The sequence below is a fragment of the Herbiconiux sp. VKM Ac-2851 genome (assembly GCF_013205105.1).
In the GTDB taxonomy this organism is placed as follows: domain Bacteria; phylum Actinomycetota; class Actinomycetes; order Actinomycetales; family Microbacteriaceae; genus Herbiconiux; species Herbiconiux flava.
Map to the genome: position 1 here is coordinate 232,697 of NZ_JABMLJ010000004.1, position 26,296 is coordinate 258,992.

The 26,296-nt window shown below is 71.3% G+C and carries 27 protein-coding genes, 1 tRNA gene and 1 pseudogene; 20 read left to right on the forward strand and 9 right to left on the reverse strand.

Annotated features, from left to right (window positions below; all coding sequences use genetic code 11):
- Positions 1–42 precede the first annotated feature (42 nt).
- Positions 43–441, reverse strand: a complete 399-nt coding sequence (locus HQQ85_RS19295; RefSeq protein ID WP_173184209.1) for a DUF1801 domain-containing protein — start codon at positions 439–441, stop codon at positions 43–45.
- Positions 438–1,049, reverse strand: coding sequence for a phosphoribosylanthranilate isomerase (locus HQQ85_RS19300; protein WP_254069589.1), 612 nt, complete (start codon positions 1,047–1,049; stop codon positions 438–440). Before HQQ85_RS19300 ends, HQQ85_RS19295 begins: the two co-directional genes overlap by 4 nt.
- Positions 1,050–1,146: 97 nt before the next feature.
- On the opposite strand from HQQ85_RS19300, the gene HQQ85_RS19305 reads away from it, so the two are divergent.
- Entirely contained in the window at positions 1,147–1,482 is a 336-nt protein-coding gene (locus tag HQQ85_RS19305; protein WP_173184211.1) for a sigma factor, read from the forward strand.
- Positions 1,483–1,507: 25 nt separating this feature from the next.
- Here HQQ85_RS19305 and HQQ85_RS19310 read toward each other — a convergent pair whose 3' ends face one another.
- Positions 1,508–1,996, reverse strand: a complete 489-nt coding sequence (locus HQQ85_RS19310) for a DUF2000 domain-containing protein (protein ID WP_173184213.1) — start codon at positions 1,994–1,996, stop codon at positions 1,508–1,510.
- A gap of 126 nt (positions 1,997–2,122) precedes the next feature.
- Between HQQ85_RS19310 and HQQ85_RS19315 the strand changes: the two genes are divergently transcribed.
- The 3 genes from HQQ85_RS19315 to HQQ85_RS19325 all read left to right on the forward strand — a co-directional run bounded on the left by HQQ85_RS19315 (position 2,123) and on the right by HQQ85_RS19325 (position 4,466).
- Positions 2,123–2,584 carry an Lrp/AsnC family transcriptional regulator gene (locus HQQ85_RS19315; protein ID WP_173184215.1) on the forward strand — a complete coding sequence of 154 codons (462 nt, stop codon included), beginning with the start codon at positions 2,123–2,125 and terminating at the stop codon, positions 2,582–2,584.
- A gap of 112 nt (positions 2,585–2,696) precedes the next feature.
- A tRNA-Gln gene (locus tag HQQ85_RS19320) sits at positions 2,697–2,768 on the forward strand.
- Between the two features lie 219 nt (positions 2,769–2,987).
- Entirely contained in the window at positions 2,988–4,466 is a 1,479-nt protein-coding gene (locus HQQ85_RS19325; protein ID WP_173184217.1) for a cell wall-binding repeat-containing protein, read from the forward strand.
- A 13-nt stretch (positions 4,467–4,479) separates the two neighbouring features.
- On the opposite strand, the gene HQQ85_RS19330 is transcribed toward HQQ85_RS19325, so the two are convergent.
- A complete protein-coding gene (locus HQQ85_RS19330; protein WP_173184219.1) occupies positions 4,480–5,073 on the reverse strand; it encodes a class I SAM-dependent methyltransferase in 594 nt (197 codons plus the stop codon).
- Between the two features lie 191 nt (positions 5,074–5,264).
- Between HQQ85_RS19330 and HQQ85_RS19335 the strand changes: the two genes are divergently transcribed.
- Positions 5,265–6,605 carry an HNH endonuclease signature motif containing protein gene (locus HQQ85_RS19335; RefSeq protein ID WP_173184221.1) on the forward strand — a complete coding sequence of 447 codons (1,341 nt, stop codon included), beginning with the start codon at positions 5,265–5,267 and terminating at the stop codon, positions 6,603–6,605.
- A 161-nt stretch (positions 6,606–6,766) separates the two neighbouring features.
- Here HQQ85_RS19335 and HQQ85_RS19340 read toward each other — a convergent pair whose 3' ends face one another.
- The gene (locus tag HQQ85_RS19340; protein WP_173184223.1) at positions 6,767–7,063 is read right to left on the reverse strand and encodes a DUF2277 domain-containing protein; all 297 of its coding nucleotides are present in this window, start codon (positions 7,061–7,063) and stop codon (positions 6,767–6,769) included.
- A 179-nt stretch (positions 7,064–7,242) separates the two neighbouring features.
- On the opposite strand from HQQ85_RS19340, the gene HQQ85_RS19345 reads away from it, so the two are divergent.
- From HQQ85_RS19345 to HQQ85_RS19375, 7 genes are all read left to right on the forward strand, one after another.
- On the forward strand, positions 7,243–7,863 hold the full coding sequence (locus tag HQQ85_RS19345; protein WP_173184224.1) for an RNA polymerase sigma factor: 621 nt from the start codon (positions 7,243–7,245) through the stop codon (positions 7,861–7,863).
- Between the two features lie 163 nt (positions 7,864–8,026).
- Positions 8,027–8,503, forward strand: a complete 477-nt coding sequence (locus tag HQQ85_RS19350) for a DUF2510 domain-containing protein (RefSeq protein WP_216851897.1) — start codon at positions 8,027–8,029, stop codon at positions 8,501–8,503.
- Positions 8,504–8,584: 81 nt separating this feature from the next.
- Positions 8,585–9,493: an alpha/beta hydrolase gene (locus HQQ85_RS19355; RefSeq protein WP_173184226.1), complete on the forward strand. Its 909-nt coding sequence runs from the start codon at positions 8,585–8,587 to the stop codon at positions 9,491–9,493.
- Between the two features lie 213 nt (positions 9,494–9,706).
- Positions 9,707–10,798: a hypothetical protein gene (locus tag HQQ85_RS19360; protein WP_173184228.1), complete on the forward strand. Its 1,092-nt coding sequence runs from the start codon at positions 9,707–9,709 to the stop codon at positions 10,796–10,798.
- Between the two features lie 143 nt (positions 10,799–10,941).
- Complete coding sequence (locus tag HQQ85_RS19365) at positions 10,942–11,382, forward strand: VOC family protein (protein WP_173184230.1); 441 nt, start codon at positions 10,942–10,944, stop codon at positions 11,380–11,382.
- A 7-nt stretch (positions 11,383–11,389) separates the two neighbouring features.
- Positions 11,390–11,788, forward strand: coding sequence for a bleomycin resistance protein (locus HQQ85_RS19370; protein ID WP_173184232.1), 399 nt, complete (start codon positions 11,390–11,392; stop codon positions 11,786–11,788).
- A gap of 52 nt (positions 11,789–11,840) precedes the next feature.
- The gene (locus HQQ85_RS19375; protein WP_173184234.1) at positions 11,841–12,065 is read left to right on the forward strand and encodes a hypothetical protein; all 225 of its coding nucleotides are present in this window, start codon (positions 11,841–11,843) and stop codon (positions 12,063–12,065) included.
- A gap of 41 nt (positions 12,066–12,106) precedes the next feature.
- On the opposite strand, the gene HQQ85_RS19380 is transcribed toward HQQ85_RS19375, so the two are convergent.
- Positions 12,107–12,457 carry a VOC family protein gene (locus HQQ85_RS19380; protein WP_173184236.1) on the reverse strand — a complete coding sequence of 117 codons (351 nt, stop codon included), beginning with the start codon at positions 12,455–12,457 and terminating at the stop codon, positions 12,107–12,109.
- A gap of 113 nt (positions 12,458–12,570) precedes the next feature.
- On the opposite strand from HQQ85_RS19380, the gene HQQ85_RS19385 reads away from it, so the two are divergent.
- The 3 genes from HQQ85_RS19385 to HQQ85_RS19395 all read left to right on the forward strand — a co-directional run bounded on the left by HQQ85_RS19385 (position 12,571) and on the right by HQQ85_RS19395 (position 17,826).
- Positions 12,571–12,921, forward strand: coding sequence for a hypothetical protein (locus HQQ85_RS19385; protein WP_173184238.1), 351 nt, complete (start codon positions 12,571–12,573; stop codon positions 12,919–12,921).
- Between the two features lie 70 nt (positions 12,922–12,991).
- A complete protein-coding gene (locus HQQ85_RS19390) occupies positions 12,992–15,937 on the forward strand; it encodes a rhamnogalacturonan lyase (RefSeq protein ID WP_173184240.1) in 2,946 nt (981 codons plus the stop codon).
- 113 nt (positions 15,938–16,050) lie between these two features.
- Complete coding sequence (locus tag HQQ85_RS19395; protein WP_173184242.1) at positions 16,051–17,826, forward strand: ABC transporter ATP-binding protein; 1,776 nt, start codon at positions 16,051–16,053, stop codon at positions 17,824–17,826.
- A 59-nt stretch (positions 17,827–17,885) separates the two neighbouring features.
- Here the strand turns inward: HQQ85_RS19395 and HQQ85_RS19400 are convergent, their stop codons facing one another.
- Complete coding sequence (locus tag HQQ85_RS19400) at positions 17,886–18,974, reverse strand: LacI family DNA-binding transcriptional regulator (RefSeq protein WP_173184244.1); 1,089 nt, start codon at positions 18,972–18,974, stop codon at positions 17,886–17,888.
- A 231-nt stretch (positions 18,975–19,205) separates the two neighbouring features.
- Between HQQ85_RS19400 and HQQ85_RS19405 the strand changes: the two genes are divergently transcribed.
- The gene (locus HQQ85_RS19405; RefSeq protein WP_173184246.1) at positions 19,206–20,531 is read left to right on the forward strand and encodes a Gfo/Idh/MocA family protein; all 1,326 of its coding nucleotides are present in this window, start codon (positions 19,206–19,208) and stop codon (positions 20,529–20,531) included.
- Between the two features lie 107 nt (positions 20,532–20,638).
- Positions 20,639–21,187, forward strand: a pseudogene (locus HQQ85_RS19410) (VIT1/CCC1 transporter family protein); the annotation flags it as partial.
- A 122-nt stretch (positions 21,188–21,309) separates the two neighbouring features.
- On the opposite strand, the gene HQQ85_RS19415 reads toward HQQ85_RS19410, so the two are convergent.
- Positions 21,310–22,710 carry a cell wall metabolism sensor histidine kinase WalK gene (locus tag HQQ85_RS19415; protein ID WP_173184248.1) on the reverse strand — a complete coding sequence of 467 codons (1,401 nt, stop codon included), beginning with the start codon at positions 22,708–22,710 and terminating at the stop codon, positions 21,310–21,312.
- Positions 22,707–23,402, reverse strand: a complete 696-nt coding sequence (locus tag HQQ85_RS19420) for a response regulator transcription factor (RefSeq protein WP_216851898.1) — start codon at positions 23,400–23,402, stop codon at positions 22,707–22,709. Before HQQ85_RS19420 ends, HQQ85_RS19415 begins: the two co-directional genes overlap by 4 nt.
- Before the next feature lie 137 nt (positions 23,403–23,539).
- On the opposite strand from HQQ85_RS19420, the gene HQQ85_RS19425 reads away from it, so the two are divergent.
- The 3 genes from HQQ85_RS19425 to HQQ85_RS19435 all read left to right on the forward strand — a co-directional run bounded on the left by HQQ85_RS19425 (position 23,540) and on the right by HQQ85_RS19435 (position 26,290).
- The gene (locus HQQ85_RS19425; protein ID WP_371741969.1) at positions 23,540–24,196 is read left to right on the forward strand and encodes a VTT domain-containing protein; all 657 of its coding nucleotides are present in this window, start codon (positions 23,540–23,542) and stop codon (positions 24,194–24,196) included.
- A gap of 4 nt (positions 24,197–24,200) precedes the next feature.
- Positions 24,201–24,965 carry a hypothetical protein gene (locus HQQ85_RS19430; RefSeq protein ID WP_371741970.1) on the forward strand — a complete coding sequence of 255 codons (765 nt, stop codon included), beginning with the start codon at positions 24,201–24,203 and terminating at the stop codon, positions 24,963–24,965.
- Between the two features lie 65 nt (positions 24,966–25,030).
- Positions 25,031–26,290: a hypothetical protein gene (locus HQQ85_RS19435; protein WP_173184252.1), complete on the forward strand. Its 1,260-nt coding sequence runs from the start codon at positions 25,031–25,033 to the stop codon at positions 26,288–26,290.
- The last annotated feature ends 6 nt before the right edge of the window (positions 26,291–26,296 follow it).

Sequence of the window (26,296 nt, forward strand, 5' to 3'; positions counted from 1 at the left end):
GCCACCGGCCACCTGCGCTTCGGCGCCTGCCTCTGCACGGGTTCAGCGGATGCGCAGCCAGCCCTCGAGCGCCGACGAGAGTCCCGGCTCCAGCACGCTCACCGCGGTGCCGGGCGGCACCGTGATCACCCCGCGGATGTCGGACAGCCACCGCACCAGCCCCGTCTCGTCGAACAGCCCCGTCTCGTCGACCATCACCGGCGGCGCGTTCCGCACCTCGGCCCGCGCGGTGTCGAAGTGCAGGACGAGCTGCACCGCCCCCGCCTTGTTCCGCACGTTCATCGTGATGCGGTCGATGCCGTCGTGCACGTAGCTGGGGGAGTTCCACTTGATGTGCTCGTCGAGCTCGACCGGCAGGGCCAGGATGACGCGGCGCAGCTCGACCACCTGCTCGCGCTGCCCGGGGTCGAGCGCGGCGATGAACTCCTCGATGGTCTTCACCGTGTCGCTCGGGCTGCGGCGACGAAGCGCTCGATCAGCGCGTGGTCCTTCACGCCGGGAGCCGACTCGACACCGCTCGAGACGTCTACCCCGCTCGGCGCGGCCTGCGCGATCGCCTGGCCCACGTTCGACGGGTCCAGCCCGCCCGCGAGCAGCCACGCCCCCTCGGGCCTCCGCACCTGAAGCGCGCCGAGGTCCCAGCGCTCACCCGATCCGGGTCGCGGCGAATCGATCAGCAGCAGCTCCTCGCCCCACGACCCCAGGTGGTCCGCGTCGAGCGACGACGTCGCCCGCCACACGCGGGGGAACAGAGCGGATGCCCGTTCCACCTCCCCGCGATCGAATCCGTGCACCTGCAGAACATCGACGCCCGCCGCGCGAGCCGCCGCCGCGGCGTCCTCCGGCGTCAGCCCCTTCGTCACCAGCACCGTGGTGACGCGCCCGCCGGTGTGCTCGACCAGCCGTCGCGCGGTGGCGGCATCGACGAACCGGGGGCTCCCAACGGCGACGACGAACCCCACCGCATCCGCCCCGGCGGCCACCGCGGCGTCGATCGCGGCCTCGGTGCGGAGCCCGCAGACCTTCACGAGCAGCGGCGCAGCATCCATGGCGCCGAGCCTACCGTCCGCACCACGACGGCGTCCGGTGCCGCAGAGCGACGATCGCCGGGTTCCCGGTCGATACGGATGCATCGAGTTCGGCGTCATGTCACAGTGGAGCGTGACCCCGCACCAGGTAGGCCTCCCGAGCATCCCGTCGCTGGATGGGCTGCTGGTGCGCACGGCGAGCGGGGACGCGGACGCATTCGCCGACCTCTACGATCGCGTTGCCCCGCGCCTGCTCGGATTCATCCGCCGGTTCGTCGCCGACCCGCAGGAGGCCGAGGACGTGGCCTTCGACGTCTTCCTCGACGTGTGGCGCCGGGCGGCACGGTTCGACCCGCGTCACGGGTCGGCGCTGGCCTGGATCCTGCAGAGCGCCCACGGCCGCGCTGTCAGCGGCGAGACCGGCACCGGCGCCGAGATCGCGCTCAGCGCCTAGCGCTCGGGACGGGCATCCACCGGGCTCAGAGGAGCTTGAGCTTCTTCACGATGCGATCGACGGTCGCACGCGGCCCCACGATGCTGAGCGCCAGTGACTGCAGCTGCTCGGGCGCGGTGCGCGCGAGCTCGGCGAGGTACTCGTCGTAGACGCGGGTCGTCTGCGCCGCGAGCGGCATGTCCGCGATCCAGACGGCATCGTCATCCGTCTCCGCCGCGGAGGCCGCCGCCACGGCCTTGGCCCGCACGGTCGCGAGCTGCTCGGCCCCGGCTCCGAGCACCGTGCAGCCGGCCCAGGCGAGTCCCGGATGCTCGGCCCCGCTCGCGTCAGGACCGCCCGGCCCCTGCAGCCCCCGCACCGCCTCCCCGGTGGCCGCGGCGACGCAGGCCACGGCGTTGGCGAGGCGTCCGGGTTCGAGGGCCGTGTCGACCACCACCACCCACTTCAGTCGCGCCGACCGGGTCGACTCGTGGGTGAGGATCTCCTCGGGGCGGTAGGCGGGGGTCGCGGGCATCCGTCGTTCTCTCCGTGCTCTCAGTGCTCGATGTGCGGCCGACCTGCGCGGCCGACTGCGGCGATAGTATTCACCTGCACGACGCTTGCGCAAACAAGCCGTACATCATACGGAGAAGGGGGCCGAATGGCTTCGCTGGACGCACTCGACACGGCCATCCTGCGCGAATTGCAGACGGATGCACGGCGCACCAATCGCGACCTCGCCGCCTCGGTCGGGGTGGCGCCGACCACCGCACTCGACCGTGTGCGGGCCCTGCGCGACCGCGGTGTCATCACCGGATCGACCGTCGCCGTCGACCTCGCCGCGCTCGGACGCGGGGTGCAGGCGATGATCGCGGTGCGCATCCGGCCGCCGTCCCGGAAGAACATCGAGGGGTTCCGGTCGTGGGTGAGCGCGCTGCCGGAGACGATCGGGGTGTTCGTGACCTCGGGCAGCGAGGACTTCCTGGTGCACGTGGCGGTGCCCGACAACGAGGCCCTCTACGGGTTCGTGATCGACCGGCTGACCGAGCGGCCGGAGGTGGCCGACGTGCGCACCTCGGTGGTCTACGAGCACGTGCGGAACGCGGTGATCGCGCCGCTCTGAGCCCGGTGCGCGGGGCACTCTGAGCGCGATGCGCGGGACGCTCGCGGTGCTTTTGGCACGGGGCCGCGGATAGGCTAGGGTAGACGACGGCCCGAACTCCGGTGAAGGCCATTGGGGTATGGTGTAATTGGCAACACGGCTGATTCTGGTTCAGTTGTTCTTGGTTCGAGTCCAGGTACCCCAGCAAGACACGGCCCCTCCCGAGGGGCCTTTTTTGCGCCCCGGCGGCATCCATCCGTCCGTCTGACCCCCTTCCCCCAGTACGGGGCACATTCGCGATTCGGCGCGGGAAGTGCCCGTCGCGCGGCTCGGCGGATGCCCTATGCTCGCCTCAGCGACAGCTGTCGCGGGGGCGACAGGGGTTGTGATGCGGGGGAGTGCCATGTCTGGCAGGCGGATTTCGATGGTGGCGGCAGCGACGGTCGTCGCGGTGATGGCGGTGCTCGGTGGAGCGCTTCCCGCGGGCGCCGAGGTGCAGCCCGACGGTGCCGGAAGCGGGCTCGGCGGGCACTCCGGTGCGGCCGGATCGTGGGCCACTGCTCCCGAGGGTGCAGAGCTCGGTGCGCCGGGGATGGGCGCCGAATCCGTTCCTGCTCCTGCTCCTGCTCCTGCTCCCGCTGTGCAGGACGCCGCAACGGGCTCGATCATCGGCGGCGTCACCTTCGACGAGACGGACGAGCCCGCGTACGGCGTCACCGTCGACATCGCGCGCCTCGTGCCCGAGACCGGTGCGTTCACCCCGGTCGCCAGTGCCGACGGCCCGTCCTTCGCCTTCACCGGCCTCGAGCCCGGCCAGTACCGACTGCACTTCGTCGCCCAGCCCAGCCAGGATGCCCGCAGCGAGTACTGGGACGACCAGCTCTACGAGTCGGAGGCCGACCTCATCACCATCGTCGCGGGCCAGCCCGCCGTCGAGGTGAACGCCGGCCTGGACCGCTGGGGCGTGTACACCTACCGCTACGGCGGAGCGACCCGCTACGACGTCGCCGCGCTGATCTCGACCCTCGCCTTCGCGCCGGGGCTGCCGGTCGTCTACATCGCCAACGGCGAGCGGTTCCCCGATGCGCTGAGCGCCGGCCCGGCCGCCGCGCACCAGGAGGGCGCCCTGCTGCTCGTCACGTCGACCTCGGTTCCCGACGCCACGGTCAAGGCGCTCGGCGCCCTGAAGCCGCAGAAGATCGTCGTGGTCGGCGGCGAGGCGGCGATCTCGGCCGGCGTGTACACGCAGCTCGCGAAGCTGCAGCCGAACATCGCCCGCATCGGCGGCGCCGACCGCTACGAGGTCTCGCGCAACGTGATCGACTACGCGTTCTGCGGTCAGGCCGAGGGTGACTGCGCCGACGGTGCCGCGACGATCTTCGCCGCCACGGGCGCCAACTTCCCCGACGCGCTCTCAGCTGGCCCCGCGGTCGCGCACCTCGGTGGCGCCGTGCTGCTCGTCCCCGGGCAGGACAGCCGGCTCGACGCCTCGACCGCGAAGCTGCTCGAGCGTCTCGGCACGAACCGCATCTGGGTCGCCGGTGGGCCGAACTCCGTCAGCGTCGGCATGGAGGACGCGCTCCTCGCGACCCTGCCGATGGGCGGCGAGATCTCCCGCGTCAGCGGAGCCGACCGGTTCGAGACCTCGGCGGCTATCAACACGGCCGTCTTCGGCACGGGCGAGACCGCGCTGCTCGCCACCGGCGCCGGGTTCGCCGACGCCCTCGCGGGTGGGCCGGTGGCCGCCACGATCGACGCCCCGCTCTTCCTGGTGCAGCGCGACTGCTACCCGGAGCCGATCTGGAACGCGATCCGCAGCTACGACACGATCGACCTGCTCCTGCTCGGCGGTGAGAACGCGCTCAGCGACTCGATCTACAAGGTCGAGTACCTCTGCGGCTGACCCCCGCCCGCCCTCAGGCCCGCGCCCAGATCGCGGCCTGAGGGCGCTCACCCGCGCTGACGCGCACGTGCGTCTCACGCACCGCGAACCCGGCGAGCTCGAGTTCGGCCGTGAGGCGGTCGACGGGCCAGCGGTGGGCCGTCACGACGGCGTGGTCGAAGGGCTCGAGCACAGCGCTCTCGAAGAAGCCGATCAGGAGGGCGCCGCCCGGCTTCAGCACACGGTGGAACTCCCGCAGAGCATCCTGAATCGTCGACGGCTCGCGGTGGATGAGCGAGTACCACGCGAGCACACCCCCGATCGACCCCGTGGCCCCGTCGAGCGCGTCGAGGCTGCCGAGCGCGAAGGGCACGCCGGGGTAGCTGCGGCGCGCGCGGGCGACGAACTCGGGCACCCGGTCGACGCCGCGGGCTGACAGGCCTCGTTCGGTGAGATAGGCCGTCCACTGGCCGGGCCCGCAGCCGGCATCGATGACCGGGCCGTCGATGCTCGCGGCCCAGGTGGTGACGAGGGCGAGGTCTGACGGATGCACGTGCCGCATCGATCCGAAGAGCTCTGTGTATTCGGCCGATCTCTGGGAGTAAGCCGTGGTGACCTGGTGGACCATGGGCGTGAGTTTATCGGGGAGGCGACCCGATCATCTGGTGGGCAAGCGCGGAGCGCGCGGCAGTCTGTCGGGTGCTGCCGCGCGCTTCGCGCTTGCCCTCGAGGGGTGTGGTCGGGATAGTCGCAAGTCGAGCTTGGTCTGGGGATTCGCTTGCTCACCGGCCGTGTTTTCGTTAGAATTGAAACAAGCTCATGAAACCATCTTTCGCCTCTGCATCCGCCCTCGCCGAAGGGTCTGTCGTCGCCGGCGCGTCGGTGTTGGAGACGCGGGAGTCGCTGCTGCGAGGGATCGGGGCTGACGCCGATGCGGTGGCCGAGATCCGGGCTCGGCAGGCCGTCCTCGAGGCTGAGGCGGTGGTGCTGCTCGCGGCCGCCGCGCGCAAGGCGCACTGGCTCGCGGGGCTGGAAGGCGGGTCGCTCGAGCACGCGCGGCGGTCGCTGGTGGCCGAGATCGCGACGACGCTGCGCCTGCCCGAGGCGACCGCGGCGCAGCGCATCGACGAGGCCGAGACGCTCGAGGAGTTCCTGCCGCACACGCTCGACGCGTTGGCCCGCGGTGTCATCGGCTACCAGCACGCGCAAGCGGTGGTACGGCAGGCGCGAACGCTGCCCGAGGCGGCGCGGGGCGAGTTCGAGGTGGCGGCGACCGCGAAGGCCTCGACGCAGACTCCCACCCAGCTGGCCACCCATGCGCGGGCCGTGCGAGAGCGGATGCACCCCGAGTCGATCGACGTGCGCCACCGCGAAGCGCGAGACGAGCGGGCGGTGTGGGTGGAAAAGGAGCGCGACGGCATGGCGACGGTGGTCTGTCATCTGCCGGCCGTCGCGGCCTTCGCCATCGACGACACGCTCGACCACCTCGGGCGCGCCCTGCGCTCGCCCGACGAGACGCGCACGCATGCCCAGCTGCGGGCCGACGGTCTCGTCGAACTGCTTCTGCACCGCGATGGCGACACCGCCGCGCGTGCTCGCGGGATCACCGCGAACGTCGTCGTGACCGTGCCGGCCCTGTCGTTGCTGGGTCGCTCCGACGAGGGCGGCGAGCTGCAGGGCTACGGGCCGATCCCGCTCGAGACCGCGCGTCAGCTCGCTGCGGGGGCGCCGTCGTTCCTGCGCATCCTGACCGACCCTGTCACCGGGCAGCGGCTCTCGGTCGGGCGCGATCGGTACAAGGTGCCGGCCGACCTGCGGGCCGCCGTCGTGCTCGACGACGAGACCTGCCGCTTCCCGGGCTGCGCCCGCCGAGCCGACCGCTGCGACCTCGACCACACCACCGACTGGGCCCACGGCGGCGAGACCAGCCTCGACAACCTCGCCGCCCTCTGCCGCCGGCACCACACCGTGAAGCACCAGACGGGGTGGGAGGTTAAGTCGGGCGAGGCCCGGGCGCTGCACTGGACATCCCCTTCGGGCGCTCGGCACACGACCCGCCCGCCCGACCACGCGGCACCCGCCCCGCAACCCCGAGCGCACCAGCGCCCGCGCTCGGCGGGCAGCGGCCCGATCAACCTCCCAGACACCCCGCCGTTCTAGGCGCCCGCCCCCGCTCCGCTCGGCGGCCCCTTCGTCACTCCACCGGTGGGCCCCGCCCGCGCGGTCAGGCCTATCGTCGTGACTTCGCGCCAGGCGCAGCCCTCGTCGACCCCTTCGCCGCTGGGCCCGCGCCCCCGCGCGCCCGCGCCCTCGGCGGCGCGTCAGACCGCCGCGGTGCGGATGCGCACCTCGCGCTCCATGCGCTTCTCGTGGCGCTCGCGGCCCTTGATCGCCTGGTCCTCGCGGTTCTTCGGCGGCGCGTTCGTGACGAGCTCGTCGAGCATTCGGCGGGTGGCGGCCGCGATCTCGTCGATGGCCCGGTCGAAGGCAGCCGTGTTCGCCCGCGACGGATGCGTCGAGCCGCTCACCTTGCGCACGAACTGCAGGGCCGCCTCCCGCACCTCGTCATCGGTCGTCGGCGGCTGGAAGTTGTGGAGCACGCGGATGTTCCTGCACATGCGGGCGAGGTTACTCCGGCACCCGAGCCGAGTCCACGGCCTTGCGGATCGGTGCAGCTACGTCATCCGCAGCGCATCCGGGCCCGGCCATCCCTCCAACTGGGGTCAGGCGAGCTCCAATCGCCCGTGGCGGCCGTGCCGAATCATGCGTACGTATTGACCGAGTGTCCGGAGCCCGCATGTCACCCAGAAGCAGTGCCCTCAGCGTCGTCAGCCCTTCGCGGGTCGCGCCGCCGAGTCCGCTCGACGACCTCTCGTGGGACTCGGATCGGGTGCTCGTCGTGCGGGCGGCCTCCGGCGACGACCGGGCGTTCGCGCAGATCGTCCGGCGCTACTCGGGACTGCTCCGTCAGGTCGCGCACCGCACCCTCGGAAGCACAGATGACATCGATGACGTGGTGCAGGAGACCTTTCTCGCCGCCTGGACGCACGCCGACAGCGTCATCGACGGCGAGTCCATCGCCGGCTGGCTCGTCACGACCGCCCGCCGCCGCAGCTACGACCGCCTCCGCTCGGCAGCGGTTCGCACCCGAGACGGCGAACCCCTCGACCACCGGATGCTCGCCGCCGACCAGCCCGACCCCGACGACTCCGCGCGCCGCTCCTTGCTCGCGGCCGAAGTCCAGCGGGTGCTCGACACCATGCCGGACGCGCAACGGCGCTGCTGGCACCTCCGCCAACTCGACGACCTCAGCTACGACGAGATCGCCCGCCGCCTCGCCCTCCCCGTCTCGACGGTCCGCGGCATGATCGCGCGTGCCCGCGCCCTCCTGGCGACCGAACTCGCCCCCTGGCGCTGACCGCGGCACCCGTCAGTGCGCTCCGGACGAATAATCGGGGGTACCGCCGCCACTATGGTCGCCGTACCCCCGATTATTCGTCCGGAGTGTGCGCGGCGGCCGGGCCGGGCTGTGCCACAATCACTCAGGCGCGGGGCGATGGCGTCAGCGGAGGAGGCCGACGATGACGGATCAGACCGAGGGCGTGCTGCCCCCACCCGGCTGGTACGCCGACCCGCAAGACCCGGCGCGCGAGCGCTGGTGGTCGGGCGCGAGCTGGACGGAGTTCGACCACCGCGCGGCCAAGCCCGGCATGTTCGGCGAGGCGTATGCGCGGGCGTTCTGGCCGGGAGCGAATGCCCTGGCCAGACGGGCACTGCTCCTGCTGCGCATCGGGTTCGTGCTGCTGCTCGTCGTCCTGGCCGCGTCGTACTGGGCGTCGGCGGCGGGGGCGACGTTGACCGGCACGGTCGTGGGCGGCTTCGTGTCGATGCTGCTGTGCTGCGTCGGGTTCGGTGTCGCCGGGATGGTGTTCGGGGTGAGGGCGATCCGAGCATCCGGGGCTCTGGGTGGTGGGGGAGTGGCGGTTCAGAGCACGGTCGCCTCGGCGGTGCTCGTGCTGTGGGCACTCACCGTGCTGGCGTTCGCGCTCGTCGTCTGACGGGCCGGGTCCGCTCACCAGCCGCTCCGGACAAGAGTGTCCGGAAGGACTAGGTTGGGGACGCGAGCGAGAGGAGCGGCGATGGACGTCGAGCGGGTGCTGCCCGAGCTGCGGGAACCGATGAAGCGGGCGCAGGTGTCCGCGCCACGGTGGCTCGTGCGCGCTGCCGTGCGGCTGATGCCGGTGCCCAAGTCCGAGGCGGTGCAGGTCGAGCGAGCGCGCGCCGGAGGCGTGCGGCTGCGGGTGTACCGGCCGCAGGCGGAGCTGAGCGGGGCGGGGCTGCTGTGGATCCACGGCGGCGGCCTCCTCTTCGGCGACGCCCGGCAGGACGAGGCGCTCTGCCTCTCGACCGCCGAACGACTCGGCATGGTGATCGTCTCGGCGAACTACCGCTTCGCTCCCGAGCATCCGTTCCCCGCGGCCCACGACGACGTGCGGGCCGCCTGGGGGTGGATGCTCGACCACGCCGCCTCGCTCGGCATCGACCCGAGGCGCCTCGCTGTGGGCGGCGAGAGCGCCGGGGCGGGCCTCGCCGCCGCCCTCGTGCAGCGCCTCGCCGACGACGGGGGAGTGCAGCCGTGCGCGCAGTGGCTCTTCGCCCCGATGCTCGACGACCGCACCGCCGCCCGCCCCGAGCTGGACGCCGAGCAGCACTTCGTCTGGGACAACGCCGCAAACCGGGAGGGCTGGTCGGGCTACCTCGGCGGCCCGGCCGGTGCCGAGACGGTGCCTCCGTACGCGGCACCCGGACGTCGTACCGAACTCGTGGGGCTGCCGCCGGCGTTCCTCGCCTGGGGTGACATCGAGCTGTTCGCCGCCGAGGACCGCGCCTACGCCGAGGCGCTCGCGCGTGCCGGAGTGCCCGTGACCACCGACATCGTCGAGGGGGCGCCGCACGGCTTCGAGAACTGGGCGAAGGAGACGCCGGTGGCGCAGGCCCTGATCGGGCGGGCCCAGGACTGGCTGCACGAGGCCGTCGAAGCGCGCTGATCCCAGCCGCGTGATCGCAGCAGCCTGACAGCAGCAGCAGCAGCAGCTGCCCGCCCGGCGCCCTGCAGGCCTTCCGCGAGCTGGCTGCCGACCCCCTCGTCGACCAGTCGAGCGGATGCCCGTGCCGGCCGCCTGGCGGGCCGCCGTCGTTCGGGCCACTATCGTCTGGTGGTGCATTCTCACGCGAACGGGGGCCGGACGACTGTCCAAGCGTTGCCCACACCCATCGACACGACCGCACTCACCGAACCGGTGCATCGCCGCGACGTGCGCCGCTCGTGGCGCGCGCTCGTCGCTGCGCACCCGGAGGCGCGCGACCTGGCGGGCGTGTTCCGGCGGGTGATCCTCGGGTTCGCCACGTTCACCGCCCCGATCGGGCTGCTGGCCTTCGTGCTCATCGTGCTCGCGACGATCGGCGAGGGCGGGCCCGAGGTCGTGCAGGCGGTGATGGTGCAGAGCGTCATCGGTGCGCTCATGCTCTTCGCCGGGGTGATCTGCGGATGGGCATGGGCCCGGCTGCGGCGACGTCGGCCCCGGCCGCGCGTGCACCACAGGCTGATGGGCTTCGCCGCGGCGAACGGCATGACGTACAGCCCCGGGCCCACGAAGGCCGCCCTCGGGTCGCCGTTCCGGCGGCGGGGCGTGCTGAACCTCTACCGGGTGCTGCGCACACCGGGCGAGCGCGGGGTGGAGTTCGCGAACTACGAACTGGTCAACGCGACCATGGAGAACACGGCGCCGCAGTTCGGCGGGTACTGCGCGTTGCGGCTGCCGGTGGCGCTGCCGAACATCCTGCTGCGTGCCGAGGAGGGGCCGAGGAGGCCGCTGCACACCTCGGCGGTGCTGCGGGAGACGCAGGTGCTGTCGCTCGAGGGGGACTTCGACCGGTACTTCCGGCTGTACTGCCCCGAGGGGTACGAGCGGGATGCGCTGTACCTGTTCACGCCCGACGTGATGGCCCGGCTCGTCGACCACCTGCGCGGGCTCGACGTGGAGATCGTGGGGGACTGGATGTTCCTGATCAGCGCCCGCGACCTCGTCACCGACCGGGCCGAGCGGTGGGAGGCGCTCGCCGCGGCCGTCGACGCGCTCGACGACCGGATCGAGCGCTGGGGGCGGTGGCGCGACGAGCGGGTCGCGCGAGGCGAGCCGGGTATCGGCGCGGCGGTCGCCGACGGCGGGGCGCGGCACGTCGACTCGGGGAGGGGGAGGCTGCGCACCTCGTGGAGCGCGGGCACGATCCTCGTCGTGGGGTTCGTGACGCTGTGCTTCGTGGGGCTCGTCGTCGCGATCAACCTGGGCTGAGCCGGGCTCGTCCGTCCCCCGCGGGGCTCGACCGGATGCGCGGGGTGCCGGTGATGGGACCGGTGCTGGCGCTCGGGTGCTGGGGCTCGGGCCCTGGGGCTCGGGCCCTAGCGCTCGGGCGCTGGGGCTCGTAGCGTGGGGCCATGGCGATCAGGCTCGAGAACGTGGGCATCGCGGTGCGGGACATCGACGAGGCCGTAGCGTTCTTCACCGACCTCGGCCTCACCGTGGCCGGCCGCGACACCGTCAGCGGCGAGTGGGCCGACACGGCCGTGGGACTCGACGGCAACCACGCGAAGATCGCGATCCTCGTCACTCCCGACGGCGGCGGCCAGCTCGAGCTCTTCGAGTACCTGCACCCCGACGCGATCGAGACCTCGCCCACCCTCCCCAACGAGATCGGGATGCACCGGGTCGCGTTCTCGGTCGACGACATCGACGAGGCGCTGGCCGTCGCCGCCCGCCATGGCTGCCTCCCGCTCCGCGGCGTCGCCACCTACCTCGACCAGTACCGGCTGACCTACCTCCGCGGCCCCAGCGGCATCATCGTCATGCTCGCCCAGGCGCTGCAGCCGCGGGAGTGACGGCCCCGTGAACGGCGGCTCCCGAAGGAGCGGCGGCTTCGATCGGGCGGTGCCAAATCTGCCGTCGCGGGACTTCGCGCGCACCGAGGCGTTCTACGGGGCCTTCGGGTTCGGGCGGGTGTTCCGGGACGAGGGGTGGATGATCCTGGCCCGCGGCGGGGTGCAGCTCGAGTTCTTCCCCGCGCCGGGTCTCGATCCGTACTCGAGCAGCGCCATGTGCACCGTTCGGGTGGGCGACGTCGACGAGCTCTATTCGGCGATCCGGGCATCCGGTGTGCTTGAGGCGACGCACGGGATGCCGCGGGCGCACCCCGTGCGGCGGCAGGACTGGGGGCTGCGGGCCGGGTTCCTGATCGACCCCGACGGCAGGCAGCTGACGCTGATCGAGCAGCCGCCGGAGGAGTGACTCCGTCGCGCGGGGGATGCGCGGGCTGGGAGGATCTTCGTAGCGTGGAGGCATGAGCGGATCGTCGGACAGCACCTCGCAGCAGCACGTCGCGACCGGGATCGTGTTCTTCGTCCTCGCCGCGGCTCTGTGGCTCACGATGGACAACTGGCTGGTCGGGGTGCCGTTCGCGATTCTGGCCGTGGCGATGATCTTCTGGGGCACGCGGCACGCCTGGCGGCAGACGCCCGACGACGACCCGGGCCATGGGGGGCCGGCGGGGCCGGAGCAGAACTAGGCGACTGGCCCACCTCGTCGACCCACGGATCTCGTCGCCGGTCAGGCGAGTTCGGTGACGAAGCCGATCGTGTTGCCGTCGGGGTCGGTCAGGGCGAAGAACTCGACGACGCCCTCGAAGCGCTGCAGCACGGAGACCTCGAGCCCCTTGCCGGCGAGGTCGTCGCGGAGGCCGCCCGCGTCCGCCACGCTGATGTTGACCGTCAGGCCCTCGCGACCCGCGCGTTCGGGCGCGGCGGCCAGCTGCAGCCAGAACGCGCCGAGGTCGTACTCGGCGAGACCCTCCATCGGCACCAGGTCGGGCTCGCCCAGCCCGAATGCCGCCCGGTACCACTCGGTCGCCCGCTCGAGGTCTCGCACGGGAACGCCGACGGTGACTGCTTTCGCTTCCATGCGGCCCACGCTATCGGCCGGTGGTCCCGGTGGCTCAGCTCGGCTCGGGAGTGCGTGGCGCGTCGGCGCTGTCGATCGGCGACGGATGGCGGAGGCGGCGATAGGCTCGCGCCATGTCCGGAGCCGCCGCCCTGTTGTTCGTCGTGCCGGTCGTGCTGCTGGTGGCGGGCGCGGCGACGGTGTGGATGGGTGTACGCGGAGGGCGGCGGCGGCGGACGGCGGGGTCGACCGGGCCCGCGGGGGTAGTGGCGGTGGTGGCGCGGCTGGTCGCGGGGGTCGGGACGATCGGGTTCGCCGTGCTCGCGCTGTCGGTGCTGTGGAGCGAGCAGCAGTACGGGATCGTCATCCTGCCGATCGCCGCGCTCGTCGGGGCGGCCCTGTGGAACGGGGTGCTGCTCGCGGTGGCCGCGATCGCCGACGCGGTCGCCCGCCGTCCTCGGCGGGAGCCGACGCTCGACCGTTGACCTCCCCCAAAGGGGGGTGATAGTTTGGCCCGCAATCGGGAAAGGGCTTTCCGGTGATTGGGGTTCAATGATGAATCGATTCAAACGTGCGGGACGGGCGGGACTGGTCGGAGTGACCGCCGCCGCTCTCGCTCTGACGGCCGCGCCGGCCGCGTTCGCCGCGGCACCGGCCGAAACGGGAACGGCGACCGGAACGCCGGCCGGGACGGCACCAGCAGCCGCAGCACCAGCAGCAGCAGCAGCAGCCTCCAGCACCCCGAAGCTCGAGGCGCTCGACCGCGGCCTCGTCGCCGCCCCCACGAGCGACGGCGTCTTCCTCAGCTGGCGCCTGCTGAAGAGCGAGGCCTCCGGCGCGAACGACACAGGTCTCACCGGCGCCGACTTCGCCGTCTACCGCGACGGCGCGAAGATCGCCGACGTCACCGACAGCACGAACTTCCGCGACCCCGACGGCACGGCGGCGAGCAGTTACACCGTCGCCCCCGTGCTCGGCGGACAGGTGGGCGCCCAGAGCGCCCCGGCGACCGCACTGACGGGCAGCGCCGGCGGCACGAGCGACGCCGTCGCGAGCATCCCGCTCACCAAGCCCGCCGACGGCGTCACCCCCGCCGGCGAGGCCTACACCTACTCCGCGAGCGACACCTCGGTGGCCGACGTCGACGGCGACGGCGCCTACGAGTTCATCGTCAAGTGGGACCCGTCCAACGCCAAGGACGTCTCCCAGGTCGGCTACACCGGCACCGTCTTCCTCGACACCTACGAGCTCGACGGCACGCTGCTGAACCGCATCGACCTCGGCGTGAACATCCGCGCCGGTGCCCACTACACCGAGTTCATGGTCTACGACTTCGACGGCGACGGCCGCGCCGAGCTCATGACGAAGACCGCGCCCGGCACGAAGTCCACGGGCTACGCGGGCGGCGCCGTCACGAACGACGCCTTCGTCACCCTCCCCGAGGCCGACGTGGCGGCCGGCTTCGGCAACGACGACGACTACCGCCTCAGCGCCGCCGACTACGCCGACCACCTCGTCGAGGTCTTCCAGGGCTGGTCGACCCGCCCCGAGGTCGTCGACGGCACCTGGCCGGCCACGCTCGAGGAGGCCTTCGGCATCCCGGTCACCCACGACTACCCCCTCAGCGAAGCGGATGCGCGCGAGCTCGTCGATCATTTCATCGACGTCTACGCTCCCTCCCGCAGCGCCCGCAACGCCCTGCGGAACTTCGAGGGCTTCATCCTCGACGGCCCCGAATACCTCACGGTCTTCGACGGAGCCACCGGTGCCGAGCTGCAGACCGTGCCGTACACCCCCGGACGCACCGACGACGGACTGCTCTGGGGCGACTACGCCATGTCGCGGATCGAGCCCGGCAATCGGGTGGACCGCTTCCTGGCGGGTGTCGCGTATCTCGACGGCGAGCATCCGTCTGCCGTGTTCGCCCGGGGCTACTACACCCGCGCGACCGTCGCGGCCTGGGACTGGGACGGCGAGAACCTCGCCCAGCGCTTCCTCGTCGACAGCGGCTTCGTACCGATGTCGAACCCGTTCAACGACTCGCCGCACGGCCGCGAGGGCACGAGCCCGGAGTGGGGCCGGCTGACGACGCAGGGCTTCCACTCGCTGAGCGCGGCGGATGTCGACGGCGACGGCAAGCAGGAGATCGTCTACGGCTCGGCGACGCTGGACGATGACGGCAGCCTGCTCTACAGCTCCTACGACACGCTGCCCGAGGGCAGTGCGGCGCCCGGCACCGAGGCGAAGCTCGGACACGGCGACGCCATGCACGTGGCCGACATCGACCCGGCGCGACCGGGCCTGGAGATCTTCACCGTGCACGAGGGAGCCGCCTATGCGCCCTACGGCTACGCCCTGCGCGATGCCGCCACCGGTGAACTGATCTACGGCGAGTACAGCGGCAAGGACACCGGTCGCGGCATGGTCGGCGACGTCGATCCCACCGTGCCCGGGCTCGAGACCTGGGCCACGCGCCTCCGCTCGGCGTCGGGCGAGAGCCTCGGCACGGCGATCCCGGGCACGAACCAGTCCATCCGCTGGGCGGGCGACCTCACCACGCAGCTCGTGAACGGCAGCGGTGACGCGAGCCCGACGATCGACGACTGGACCCGCGGCCGCCTCCTCACCGCCACCGGCGAGCGTACGAACAACGGCACCAAGGGCACGGCGAACCTCGTGGCCGACGTGTTCGGCGACTGGCGCGAGGAGCTGATCCTGCGCTCGGCCGACTCGAGCGCGCTGAACATCCACGTCAGCACCGAGGTGACCCCGCACAAGCTGTACACGCTGATGCACGACCCGCAGTACCGGGTCGAGGTCGCGCGGCAGAACACCACCTACAACCAGCCGAGCTACACCTCGTTCTACCTCGCCTCCGACATGGCGTTCGCGAACGTGCCGCTCTCGGCGCCGCCCATGCCGGTCGCGGCGCCGGGCGTCGGCGTCGACAGTGCCGGGGTGAACGTGACCTGGAAGGCCCCGGCCTCGCCCGGCACCTCAACGCTCACGGGCTACCGGGTGACGTTGACGCGCGCTGACGGTTCCGGTTCGCCCCTCGAGACCACGGTGAGGGCGGATGCTCTGCGAGCCTCCTTCGCATCCGCCTCGGTGCCGGCCGGCTCCTACACGGCTACCGTCGTGGCGCTCAGCGACCTCGGCCCGTCGGCGGTCTCGGCGCCGTCGGCGACCGCGGTCGTCACCGGATCCCAGCCGGTGCGCCTCGGTGTCAACGCCAAGTCGCAGTGCGTCAACGGCACGGCCCACGTGGCCGTCTACGCGTACAACGACTCGGGCCGGCCCGCCGACGTGCGGCTGTCGGTGCTCGGCACCGACAAGAAAGTGACCGCGGTGGCGGCCGGCAAGGCGGCGTACTCGCTGGTCGGCTCGGGCGCGGTGACGGTCGCGGCCGGAACGGCGAGCGTCACGGCGTACTCGTTCGTCGACGGGGTCGGGTACCACTCGAGCTACTCGGTGCCGTACGCGGCGCTGAGCTGCAAGTAGCGGCGGCCTTCACGCACGGATTCCCGCCGCCGACGCCTCCACGGGCTCGGCGGCGGGAATCCGTGCGTTTACCGGGGGTGCGGCGATGGGCCGCCGGATGGGAGGATGAGGCCATGGCCAAGAAAGCGCTTACCGAGCAGGGCATCGACGGGATCGTCGACGGCACCCACCCGGGCCGCACGGTGCTGCGCCTGCTCGGGATGCACCGCCGCCGCGTGACCGTCGCCGTGCTGTTCTTCGTGCTGAAGGACATCCCGCTCTGGCTCCTGCCCGTCATCACGGGCGCCGTGATCGACATCGTGGTCGACGGCGGGCCGATGAGCTCGCTAGCGATTTGGACGGCCGTCGCCCTCGTGGCGCTGCTGCAGAACTACCCGAACCACGTCATGTACACGAAGCTGTTCATGACCGCGGTGCGCCAGATCGGCGCCGATCTCCGCAACGGGCTCGCCTCGCGGCTGCAGAACCTGTCGATCGGGTTCCACTCGCGGGCCAGCTCGTCGGTGGTGCAGACCAAGGTGGTGCGGGACGTCGAGAACGTCGAACTGATGCTGCAGCAGACCGCGCATCCGCTGCTCTCGTCGACGATGGTGCTCGCGGGCGCCGTGACGATGACGGCGATCAACGTGCCGGCATTTCTGCCGGTGTACGCGCTGACCATCCCGATCGCGGTGATGCTGCGGTACGTGCTCGGCAAGCGGTCGGCGCGGCGCAACGAGACGTTCCGGCGGGAGATGGAGACCTTCTCGTCGCGGGTCGGCGAGATGGCGACGCTGATGCCGATCACCCGGGCGCACGGCGTCGAGGGCACCGCGGTGCGGCGGGTCGCCGACGGGGCCGAAGGGGTGCGCACCGCGGGGTTCAGCCTCGACCTGCTGAACGGGCGGTTCGCGTCGCTGTCGTGGGTGAGCCTGCAGCTGCTCGGGGTGGGTTGCCTGGTGCTCGCGGCGTGGGTGTCGATCAGCGGCTGGCTGCCGATCACGGCGGGGCAGGTCGTGCTGCTGAGCTCGTACTTCGCGCTGCTGACGAGCAGCATGACGAACCTGCTGATGCTGCTGCCGATCGTGGCGCGGGGCACGGAGTCGATCCGGTCGATGGCGGAGGTGCTGCAGGATCCGGATCTCGAGCACAACGAGGGGAAGGTCGCCGTCGGTCGGGTCGCGGGCGACCTGGAGCTCGACGACGTGTCGTTCCGGCACCCCGGCGCCGAGACGGATTCGCTGAGCGGGATCCGGCTGCACGTGCATCCGGGGGAGACCATCGCCTTCGTCGGGTCGAGCGGGTCGGGCAAGTCGACGATGCTGAACCTGGTGCTGGGGTTCCTCCGGCCGGCGTCGGGGCGGGTGCTGCTCGACGGGGTCGACATGGAGACGCTCGACCTCAGGTCGTTCCGGCGGTTCGTATCGGTGGTGCCGCAGGAGTCGGTGCTGTTCGAGGGGTCGATCCGGGAGAACGTGGCGTACGGGCTGGGGCCGGTGTCCGACGAGACGGTGCGGGCGGCGCTCCGTGACGCGAACGCGCTGGAGATCGTGGCGTCGCAGCCCGAGGGGTGGGACACGGTCGTCGGCGAGCGCGGCGCCCGGCTCTCGGGCGGGCAGCGGCAGCGCATCGCCATCGCGCGGGCGCTCGTACGCGACCCGCGGGTGCTGCTGCTCGACGAGGCGACGAGCGCGCTCGACCCCGAGTCGGAGGCGGCCGTGAAGGAGGCGCTGGCGCGGCTGATGCGGGGGCGCACGACGCTGGTGGTGGCGCACCGGCTGTCGACGATCCGCTCGGCCGACCGCATCGTGGTGCTCGAGCGGGGGCGGATCGTGGAGGTCGGCTCGCACGACGAGCTGCTCGCGGCCGGGGGCCGCTACGCGGAGCTGCACCGCGTGCAGTCGGCGTAGGGGCGCGTCAGGGGCGCTGCGGCGTCGATGGGCGGATGCGCGGTCGCGTAGCCGGCGCGTCAGGCGCGGTGCGGCGTGCTGTCGCGCACCACGACCGAGGTGGCGACGGGGGAGGCGGACGACACGGCGGCCGCGTCCGCGTCCTCCAGCGCCAGCCGGAGCGCCGCGCGCCCCACCTCGACGAGCGGCACGCGCACCGTAGTCAAGGTGGGCCAGACGTCCTGCACCGTGGGGATGTCGTCGAACCCCGCGACCGCGACGTCGGCGCCCGGCGTGAGTCCCGCATCCCGCAGCGCCGACAGCGCGCCGACCGCCATCACGTCGTTCACCGCGAACACCGCCTCGTCGGGCTGCACTCCGGCCGCGATCAGCGTCTGCATGCCCTCGTAGCCGCCGTCGCGCGTGAACGCGCTCTGCACCACGCGGTCGGCTTCGACCCGGATGCCCGCCCGCTCCAGCCCGGCCGTGAACCCGTCGAGCCGGTCGGCGGCCGTCTTCAGCTCGCGATTGCCGGTCAGCACCGAGAAGCGGCGGTAGCCGAGCTCCACCAGCGACGCGGCGAGAGCGGACGCTCCCGAGGCGTTGTCGATCTGCACCGTGCGGAAGCCGAGCTCGTTGCGGCTGATCAGCACGACCCGCCCGCCGGCGCGCTCGTAGTCCTCGAGCTCGCTCTTCAGTGCGGCCTGAGACGGGTCGCCCTCGCGCCGCGACCCGGCCAGGATGATCACCTTCGGACGCTGCCCGCGCAGGGTGCGCACGATCTCGAGCTCGCGCTCGGAGTCGCGCTCGGTCGCGGCCATGGTGACGATCAGGCGCCCCTGGTCGGCCTCGGCCACCACCCCGGCCGCGATCGAGGAGAAGTAGGGGTCGGTGATGTCGGCGACCACGAGCGCCACGGTCATCGTGCTGCCGCGGGCCACGGCCTGCGCCGAGAGGTTGGGGGAGTAGTTCAGCCGCGCCGCCGCGTCGAGCACCTTGCTGCGGTAGGCGGCGTTCACCGTGCGGCTGCTGCCGTTCAGCGAGCGGGACGCGGTGGCCAGCGAGACTCCGGCCGCCCGCGCGACGTCTTCGAGCGTCGCGGGCGAGCTGCGGCGCGCGCCCGCGTCGAGCGGGGGTGCCGTGGGGCCGTCGGGGGTGTTCCCGGTCATGCGTTCCTCCGGTGCCGGATGGCCCGGGCGGGTCGTTGCCCGAGCGTTCCCGATGCTATCGCCCCCTGGTGTCGCCGAGGGGGACGTTTGCCGTCTCAGCGTGCCCCTGGTACAAATTGGGATAGCGCTTTCTCGCAATACTGAAGCTCTGACCGCGGTCGGGCGACGGATGCTCGGCAAGCGCTTTCTCGAACGCGACGGCGCGCAGGCGCCAGAACCAGGAAGAGCGCCATGGCCCAGACCGAACGATACGCACTCATCGGCACCGGCGGCCGGGCCGACCTCTACGTGCGGGGCCTCACCGGCCCGCACGCCGACGTCGCCGAGCTCGTCGCGTGGAGCGATGTGAACCCCGGCCGCCTCGACGTCTACGAGCGCCAGGTGACGGCGGCGGGCATCCGGGCACCGAAGCGCTACACGCCCGACCAGCTCGAGCGGATGATCGTGGACGAGCGCATCGACCGCGTGATCATCACCACGCCCGACTTCACCCACGCCGACTACGTGGTGCGGGCGCTCCAGGCGGGCGCCGACGTGGTCGTGGAGAAGCCGCTCACGATCGACGTCGAGAGCGTGCGCCGCATCGCGGCCGCCATCGAGACGACGGGCCGCGAGGTCATCACGACCTTCAACTACCGCTACTCGCCGCGCAACAGCGCGCTGCGCTCGGTGATCGCCGACGGCACCATCGGGCAGGTCACCGCGGTGCACTTCGAGTGGGCGCTCGACACGGTGCACGGGGCCGACTACTTCCGCCGCTGGCACCGCGACAAGAAGAACTCGGGCGGGCTGTTCGTGCACAAGGCCTCGCACCACTTCGACCTGGTGAACTGGTGGATCGCGGCGACCCCCGTGCGCGTGTTCGCGAGCGGCGGCCTGCGCTTCTACGGTGCCTCCAACGCCGCCGAGCGGGGGCTCGGCGAGCGTCCGGCCCGCGGCACGGGGGTGACCGGCGACCCGTTCGCCCTCGACCTCACGGCCGACGCCCGCATGAAGGAGCTCTACCTCGACAACGAGCACCACGACGGCTACCTGCGCGACCGCGACGTCTTCGACCCGGGCATCACCATCGAGGACAACCTCGCCGCCCTCGTCGACTACGACTCCGGCACCACCCTGAGCTACTCGCTGAACGCGCACTCGCCCTGGGAGGGCTATCGCGTCTCGGTCAGCGGCACCGAGGGCCGGGCCGAGCTCGAGGTCGTCGAACGCGGCGCGGTGCTGATCGGGGAGGACGGCCGCGTCGTCGTCGACCCGAGCGCGAACCCGGGCTACTCGCCCGAGGACGACGTGCGCCCCGACTCGGAGCGCCTCGTCGTGCAGCGGCATTGGGAGGGCGCGCGGGTCGTCGACATCCCCGAGGGCATCGGCGGGCACGGCGGCGGCGACGCCTACCTGCTCGACCACCTCTTCCACCGGGTCGCGGTCGACGAGCCGCTCGGCCGCGTCGCCGGCTTCGCCGACGGCGTCAAGGCGGTCTCGGTCGGCATCGCGGGCAACCTCTCGCTCGCCACGGGCGAGCCCGTCCGCATCCCCGACCTCCGCCTCCTCGGCTGACCGGCGCCGACCTTCCCGGCTGACCCGCGCCGACCTTCCCCACCGCTGGATCGCTTAGCCTCGCCAACGTTGAAGTGCTCGGGAATCGGTGTTTGAGTGAGCGCATGGGCGTGGCCGGCCTCGTCGGGGGCGCGATCTCGATGGCGCTGGGGGAGTAGGTCTCGGTCAGCAGCCAGAGCGACAGCGAGAAGGCCCTCATCGCGAAGGAGCGCGCCGAGCTGCGCGACATGCCCGCCGAGGAGCTCGACGAGCTCACCGCCCTGTACCGGGAGAAGGGGCTGAGCGAGACGACGGCCCGGCAGGTGGCCGTCGAACTCACCGAGCACGACGCCCTGGCGGCGCACCTCGCAATCGAACTCAACATCGACCAGGACGACGTCGTGAGCCCCTGGCATGCGGCCGCAGCATCGGCGGCCGCGTTCACGACCGGCGCCATCCTGCCGATGCTCGCCATCCTGCTGCCCCCGGCGGACTGGCGCATCCCGGTGACCTTCGTCGCCGTCCTGGTGGCCCTGGCGATCACCGGAACCCTATCGGCGACGATCGGGGGCAGCTCGCGGCTGCGAGCCACACTGCGCGTCGTCATCGGCGGAGCCCGCGCGCTGGCTGCGACCTACGGCATCGGCGCGCTCCTCGGAACATCAGGCGTCGTCTGACCTCGCAGGCTCCGACGAGGCTGACACGGCGGTCGCTGCCCGTCCTCGCCCCGGATGGGTGCCGATCGTGCTGATCGTCCTGGCGCTCGTGGTCGCGGGCGGCACCACCGGAGGTGTCCGTCTCAGCGCGGTGGGAGACGACCGCGAGTCGGTGTCGCATCGGGGTCCACGACGGGCAGTGCGACAGTGATCACCAGCCCTCGTGGGGCGGCGTTGACGAGTCGGGCCGTGCCGCCGGCAGCGGCGGCGGCGGCGGCCACGATCGCGAGACCCAGTCCGCTGCCCTGCCTGGTCGTTCGCGAGTGGTCTTCCTGGGAGAAGCGATCGAAGGCTTGGGGCAGGAACTCCGGTGACAACCCGGGTCCGGTGTCGATGACGGTCGTGACGAGGTGGTGGGCCTCGACGGACAATGTGACGGCGATCCGTCCCTCGCCGTCCAGGGCGTTGAGCGAGTTGGTCAACAGGTTGTCGAGCACCCGGCCGTAGAGAAGCGGTGCCATCGCGACCCGGCCGCGAGGCAAGGCCGTCGCGGGCAGGTCGAGGTCGATCACGACCTGATCGCCTGCCGCTGCCAGCCGCGCACGGTCGAGGGCTTCTCCGGCCTCCTCGACGAGCTCACCCACCGCGGCCGACGTCGGGGTTCGTCCGCTGTCGAGGCGGGAGAGTTCGAGGAGGCTGTCGACGAGCTGGTTGAGACGCACGGTGGCGTGCTCGGCTGCGAGCAGGTCGGTGTCGAGCCGGGTACGGTCGCCGGTTCGGAGGAGTTCGAGTTGGGCCTGAAGGACGGCCAACGGTGTCCGCAGTTCGTGGCTGGCGTCGGAGACCATCTGACGTTCACGGGCGGCGGATGCGCGCAGCTTCGTGATCAGCGCATTGAGTGTTGCGGCCAGCTCCGCGATCTCGTCGTCGGCCGGGCCGACCGGGAGCAGTGTGTCGGAGTCGGTGGCCACGATGGTGTCGGCGCTGCGGCGGAGGTGGGTGACAGGGCGGAGGGCTGCGCCGGTGAGTGCCCAGGAGACGATCCCGAAGAGGAAAGTCAGTGCGCCCAGGCCGATGACGAGGCCCGCAGTGAGGTCGGTGAGCACCCGGTGAGACGCGTTCTCGTTGCGGGCGGAGATGATGGTCCAGTTGCCCGTGGGGGAGGCGACCTTCTCGACGGCGACCAGGTAGGCGGTGGAGTCGATGGCGAGATGCTGGGGGCCTGTCCGGTCGCGGTCGATCGAGTCGAGCTGGGCGATGAGCGGGGCGGGCAGCGTCGAGGTGCGGGTGGCGCCGGTGGGGTCGATGACGGCGATGAGTTGTCCTTCGCCGGGGTTGTCGACGGGGTCGTCGGGTTCTTGCTGGATGGCGGTCTCGAAGGGGGTGGCATCGCTGGTGAGCACGTCGTAGGTGGCGTTCTGGAGGATGGTGTCGACCTGCTGGCGGACGACGATGGCGACACCGGTGAAGAAGAGGGCCGCGATCAGGAGGGTGCCGATCGTGATGCGCGCTCGGATCGACAGCCGGCCGAGGGCTCGCATCATGGTCGTTCCAGGCGGAACCCGATTCCGCGGACGGTGCGGAGGGTCACCCCGGTGTCGATGGGGTCGAGCTTGCGGCGGAGATAGCTGACGTACTGGTCGACGATGTTCGGGTCGGTGTGCTGCACAGTGCCCCAGATCTCGAGCAGGATCTGGTCCCGCGGGAGGGTCGTGGCTAGGTTCCGGGCCAGCAGCCGCAGCAGCGCGAACTCCTTGGGGCTGAGCGCCACCGGGATACCGTGTGCGGTGACGGTGTGGTCGTGGCTGTCGATCAGCAGCCCGGCGACCTCGAGCCGAGGGCTGGTGGTGAGGCTCTCTCGTCGCCGCAACGCGCGCAGTCGCGCCGCGAGCTCGGTGAAGGCGAACGGTTTGACCAGGTAGTCGTCTGCTCCGGAGTCCAGGCCTCTGACCCGGTCGTCGACGTCGTCGCGCGCGGTGAGCATCAGGATGATCAGGGCCGGGTGGTCGATCCGCAGTCGGCGACAGAGCTCGAACCCCGACATACCGGGCAGCATCACATCGAGCACGGCCACCGAGAAGTTGACCCCCTGCGACTCGATCAGAGCTGCGGTGCCGTCTTGGAGCCAGGTCGCGTCGTAGCCCTCATCGGCCAAGCCCCGCACCAGAAGGGGGCCCAGCTGGGCGTCGTCCTCGACGACCAGCACGGGCACGGGTCGATCGGGGAGAACGCTCATGGTGGCCATTCTCCCCGCTGATGCCGGGTTCACCCGTCTGAGAGTTCTTTCAGGAACGCGGCCCCTGCATCCGGCCTCTTCTCGCACCTGCGGTGCTTAGTCTGCGAGCACCAGCCATCGACATCGAAAGGGCGCGCGTGCTGATCCAATCCGGAGGCCTCCTCGACCCGACCGCACTCCTGGAGGGCTCAGGGCCGTGGGTGCTGCCCGTGATCATGGGGATTATCTTCATCGAGACGGGCCTGCTGTTCCCCTTCCTCCCGGGTGACTCGCTGATCTTCACCGCAGCGCTGCTCACCGGGTCGCTCGGGCTCCCGCTCCCCGTGCTCGTCGCGGGCGTGGCCGTGGCCGCGATCGTGGGTGACACGGTCGGGTACGCGATCGGCCGCCGCTTCGGCCGGCGCCTGTTCAAGCCGGATGCGCGCATTCTGAAAGCCCGCTACCTCGAGAAAGCGGATGCGTTCTTCGCAAAGTACGGGGCGCACTCGCTGGTGCTCGCCCGGTTCGTGCCAGTCGTCCGCACCTTCGTGCCGCCGGTGGTGGGCATGTCGAGCATGCCTTACCGCCGCTTCCTGCTCTGGAACGGCATCGGCGGACTGGCCTGGGCGCTGCTGCTGGCCGTGGCCGGCTTCTTCCTCGGGAAGATCCCCGTCGTCGCCGACAACGTCGAGCTGATCGCCGTCGGGATCGTCGTGCTGTCGGTCATCCCGATCGCCATCGCCGTCGTGCGAGAGCGTCGCGCCGACAAGCGCGAACGAGAACGCGATGTCGTCGCCGAGGCCGACCGTGGGTGAGCGTGTGAAGCGTGTCGACCTGAGCCGCAGCAAGGTACCGGAGATCACCGTGCTGTTCTGGGTGACGAAGGTGCTCACCACCGGGATGGGGGAGACGACCTCCGATTTCGTCGTGACGAGCATCGAACCCGTCATCGGGGTCGCCGTCGCGTTCGTGCTGCTCGTCGGGGCGCTGGTGCTGCAGTTCCGTACCCGGCGGTACGTGCCGTGGGTCTACTGGCTCGCCGTGGTGCTGGTGAGCGTGTTCGGCACGATGGCCGCGGATGTCGTGCACGTGCAGTTCGGGGTGCCTTACGAGGTTTCGACCGCCGGTTTCGCGATCGCCCTCGCCGTGGTGTTCCTCCTCTGGTACCGCACCGAGCGCACCCTCTCGATCCACGCGATCGACACACCCCGCCGGGAAGCGTTCTACTGGGCGGCCGTGCTGACCACCTTCGCACTCGGCACCGCGACCGGAGACTGGACCGCCCACGTGCTCGGCCTCGGCTACCTCGGATCGGGGCTACTGTTCCTCGTGGCGATCGGCATCCCCGCCGTCGCCTACGCCTTCTTCCGCGTCAATTCGATCGTCGCGTTCTGGGTGGCATACATCCTCACCCGACCGCTCGGCGCGTCCTTCGCCGACTGGCTCGGCGTCGGCCCAGACCGCGGCGGCATCGGAATCGGCACCGGCCTAGTCAGTCTCGTCCTCGCCGCCGCGATCGCCGTGTGCGTCGTGGTGCTCAGCCGCCAGAGGTCCCGTTCTGCGGTGGTGAGCCCGATCGTGTGAGAAGTCTCAGAGGTTGAGGGCTCCGTTCGCAGGATGCCTGAAACCCCGGTTGGGAACGTCAGAGCATGAGCGCACACGCCACCACTCCCATGACTCGGCAGCTGCTGAGCAAAGTCCCCGAGATCACCATTTGGTTCTGGATCATCAAGATCCTCTGCACCACCGTCGGGGAGAGCTTCGCCGACTACATCAACATGGCCCTCGGCGTGGGACTGGTGGCCACCGCGATCATCTTCAGCGTCGTCACCGTCGTCGTCCTCGCCGTGCAACTGCGTCTCACCCGCTACCGGCCCGCGGCGTACTGGCTCACCGTCGTGGTGCTGAGCATCACCGGAACCCTCTACACCGACATCCTCACCGACCAGGCCGGCGTGCCTCTCGCGGTCAGCTCGGCCGTGTTCGCCGTCGCCCTCGCGGTGGTGTTCGGCATCTGGTTCGCTCGCGAACGCACACTCTCGATCCACAGCATCGTCACCCGCCCGCGCGAAGCGTTCTACTGGCTCGCCGTGCTCGTCACCTTCGCCCTCGGCACCGCCCTCGGCGACTGGACCCTTGAGCTCACCGGCTGGGGTCCGGGCCTGTCCATCCTGCTGCCCCTGGTGCTCATCGGCATCGTCACCGCCCTCTGGCGGTACGGCGCCAACCCCGTGCTGACGTTCTGGATCGCCTACATCCTCACCCGCCCCCTCGGCGCCAACATCGGCGACTGGCTCGGCCTCACCCCCGCGGAAGGCGGCATCGGCCTCGGCACCTTCACCACCAGCCTGATCTTCCTCGCCGCCATCCTCGCCACCGTGATCCACCTCACCGTCAGCAAAACCGACGTCGTCGAACGCGACCGAAACGCACCCGAACCCGCGACATCACCCCAACGCCGACGGGCGACGCTCGGCATCCTGGCCGCCGTCGCGATCGCCACCGTCGCGCTGCTGACCTACACGAACAGCCAGCCCCACGCGAGCGCACTGGCAGACGAGGGCCCCGGCCCCAGCTGCAGCGACACCTCGACACTCACCCAGGATCAGGCCGCGACCGCGGCCGCCACGCACTTCCCTGCAACCGCAATGGACGACTTCCGCACCATCACGACCGACATCCTGACTCTGGTGAAAAGCGGCGACCAGGCCGACGCAAGCAAGCGCGCCACCGACCTCGAGACCGCCTGGGACGACAACCAGGACACCCTCAACGCGGCAGACTGCAGCACCTGGACCTACATCGATCAGCAGATCGACCCCGTCCTATCCTCGGTCCGATCGAGAACCCCGGACCCGGCCGCCGAACAGAAGGCGCTGCAGGCCTTGCTGACCGCCCTCGGCGCCTGAGTCGGA

What these genes read in the sequence shown, in the direction of transcription:
- HQQ85_RS19400 (WP_173184244.1), bottom strand. Translation starts at nt 18,974, where the DNA reads ATGACCGGGAACACCCCCGACGGCCCCACGGCACCCCCGCTCGACGCG.
- HQQ85_RS19365 (WP_173184230.1), top strand. Translation starts at nt 10,942, where the DNA reads ATGGCGATCAGGCTCGAGAACGTGGGCATCGCGGTGCGGGACATCGAC.
- HQQ85_RS19350 (WP_216851897.1), top strand. Translation starts at nt 8,027, where the DNA reads ATGACGGATCAGACCGAGGGCGTGCTGCCCCCACCCGGCTGGTACGCC.
- HQQ85_RS19395 (WP_173184242.1), top strand. Translation starts at nt 16,051, where the DNA reads ATGGCCAAGAAAGCGCTTACCGAGCAGGGCATCGACGGGATCGTCGAC.
- HQQ85_RS19305 (WP_173184211.1), top strand. Translation starts at nt 1,147, where the DNA reads ATGTCACAGTGGAGCGTGACCCCGCACCAGGTAGGCCTCCCGAGCATC.
- HQQ85_RS19355 (WP_173184226.1), top strand. Translation starts at nt 8,585, where the DNA reads ATGGACGTCGAGCGGGTGCTGCCCGAGCTGCGGGAACCGATGAAGCGG.
- HQQ85_RS19385 (WP_173184238.1), top strand. Translation starts at nt 12,571, where the DNA reads ATGTCCGGAGCCGCCGCCCTGTTGTTCGTCGTGCCGGTCGTGCTGCTG.
- HQQ85_RS19310 (WP_173184213.1), bottom strand. Translation starts at nt 1,996, where the DNA reads ATGCCCGCGACCCCCGCCTACCGCCCCGAGGAGATCCTCACCCACGAG.
- HQQ85_RS19330 (WP_173184219.1), bottom strand. Translation starts at nt 5,073, where the DNA reads ATGGTCCACCAGGTCACCACGGCTTACTCCCAGAGATCGGCCGAATAC.
- HQQ85_RS19325 (WP_173184217.1), top strand. Translation starts at nt 2,988, where the DNA reads ATGGTGGCGGCAGCGACGGTCGTCGCGGTGATGGCGGTGCTCGGTGGA.
- HQQ85_RS19335 (WP_173184221.1), top strand. Translation starts at nt 5,265, where the DNA reads ATGAAACCATCTTTCGCCTCTGCATCCGCCCTCGCCGAAGGGTCTGTC.
- HQQ85_RS19415 (WP_173184248.1), bottom strand. Translation starts at nt 22,710, where the DNA reads ATGATGCGAGCCCTCGGCCGGCTGTCGATCCGAGCGCGCATCACGATC.
- HQQ85_RS19420 (WP_216851898.1), bottom strand. Translation starts at nt 23,402, where the DNA reads ATGAGCGTTCTCCCCGATCGACCCGTGCCCGTGCTGGTCGTCGAGGAC.
- HQQ85_RS19315 (WP_173184215.1), top strand. Translation starts at nt 2,123, where the DNA reads ATGGCTTCGCTGGACGCACTCGACACGGCCATCCTGCGCGAATTGCAG.
- HQQ85_RS19375 (WP_173184234.1), top strand. Translation starts at nt 11,841, where the DNA reads ATGAGCGGATCGTCGGACAGCACCTCGCAGCAGCACGTCGCGACCGGG.
- HQQ85_RS19390 (WP_173184240.1), top strand. Translation starts at nt 12,992, where the DNA reads ATGAATCGATTCAAACGTGCGGGACGGGCGGGACTGGTCGGAGTGACC.
- HQQ85_RS19405 (WP_173184246.1), top strand. Translation starts at nt 19,206, where the DNA reads ATGGCCCAGACCGAACGATACGCACTCATCGGCACCGGCGGCCGGGCC.
- HQQ85_RS19345 (WP_173184224.1), top strand. Translation starts at nt 7,243, where the DNA reads ATGTCACCCAGAAGCAGTGCCCTCAGCGTCGTCAGCCCTTCGCGGGTC.
- HQQ85_RS19300 (WP_254069589.1), bottom strand. Translation starts at nt 1,049, where the DNA reads ATGGATGCTGCGCCGCTGCTCGTGAAGGTCTGCGGGCTCCGCACCGAG.
- HQQ85_RS19435 (WP_173184252.1), top strand. Translation starts at nt 25,031, where the DNA reads ATGAGCGCACACGCCACCACTCCCATGACTCGGCAGCTGCTGAGCAAA.
- HQQ85_RS19340 (WP_173184223.1), bottom strand. Translation starts at nt 7,063, where the DNA reads ATGTGCAGGAACATCCGCGTGCTCCACAACTTCCAGCCGCCGACGACC.
- HQQ85_RS19380 (WP_173184236.1), bottom strand. Translation starts at nt 12,457, where the DNA reads ATGGAAGCGAAAGCAGTCACCGTCGGCGTTCCCGTGCGAGACCTCGAG.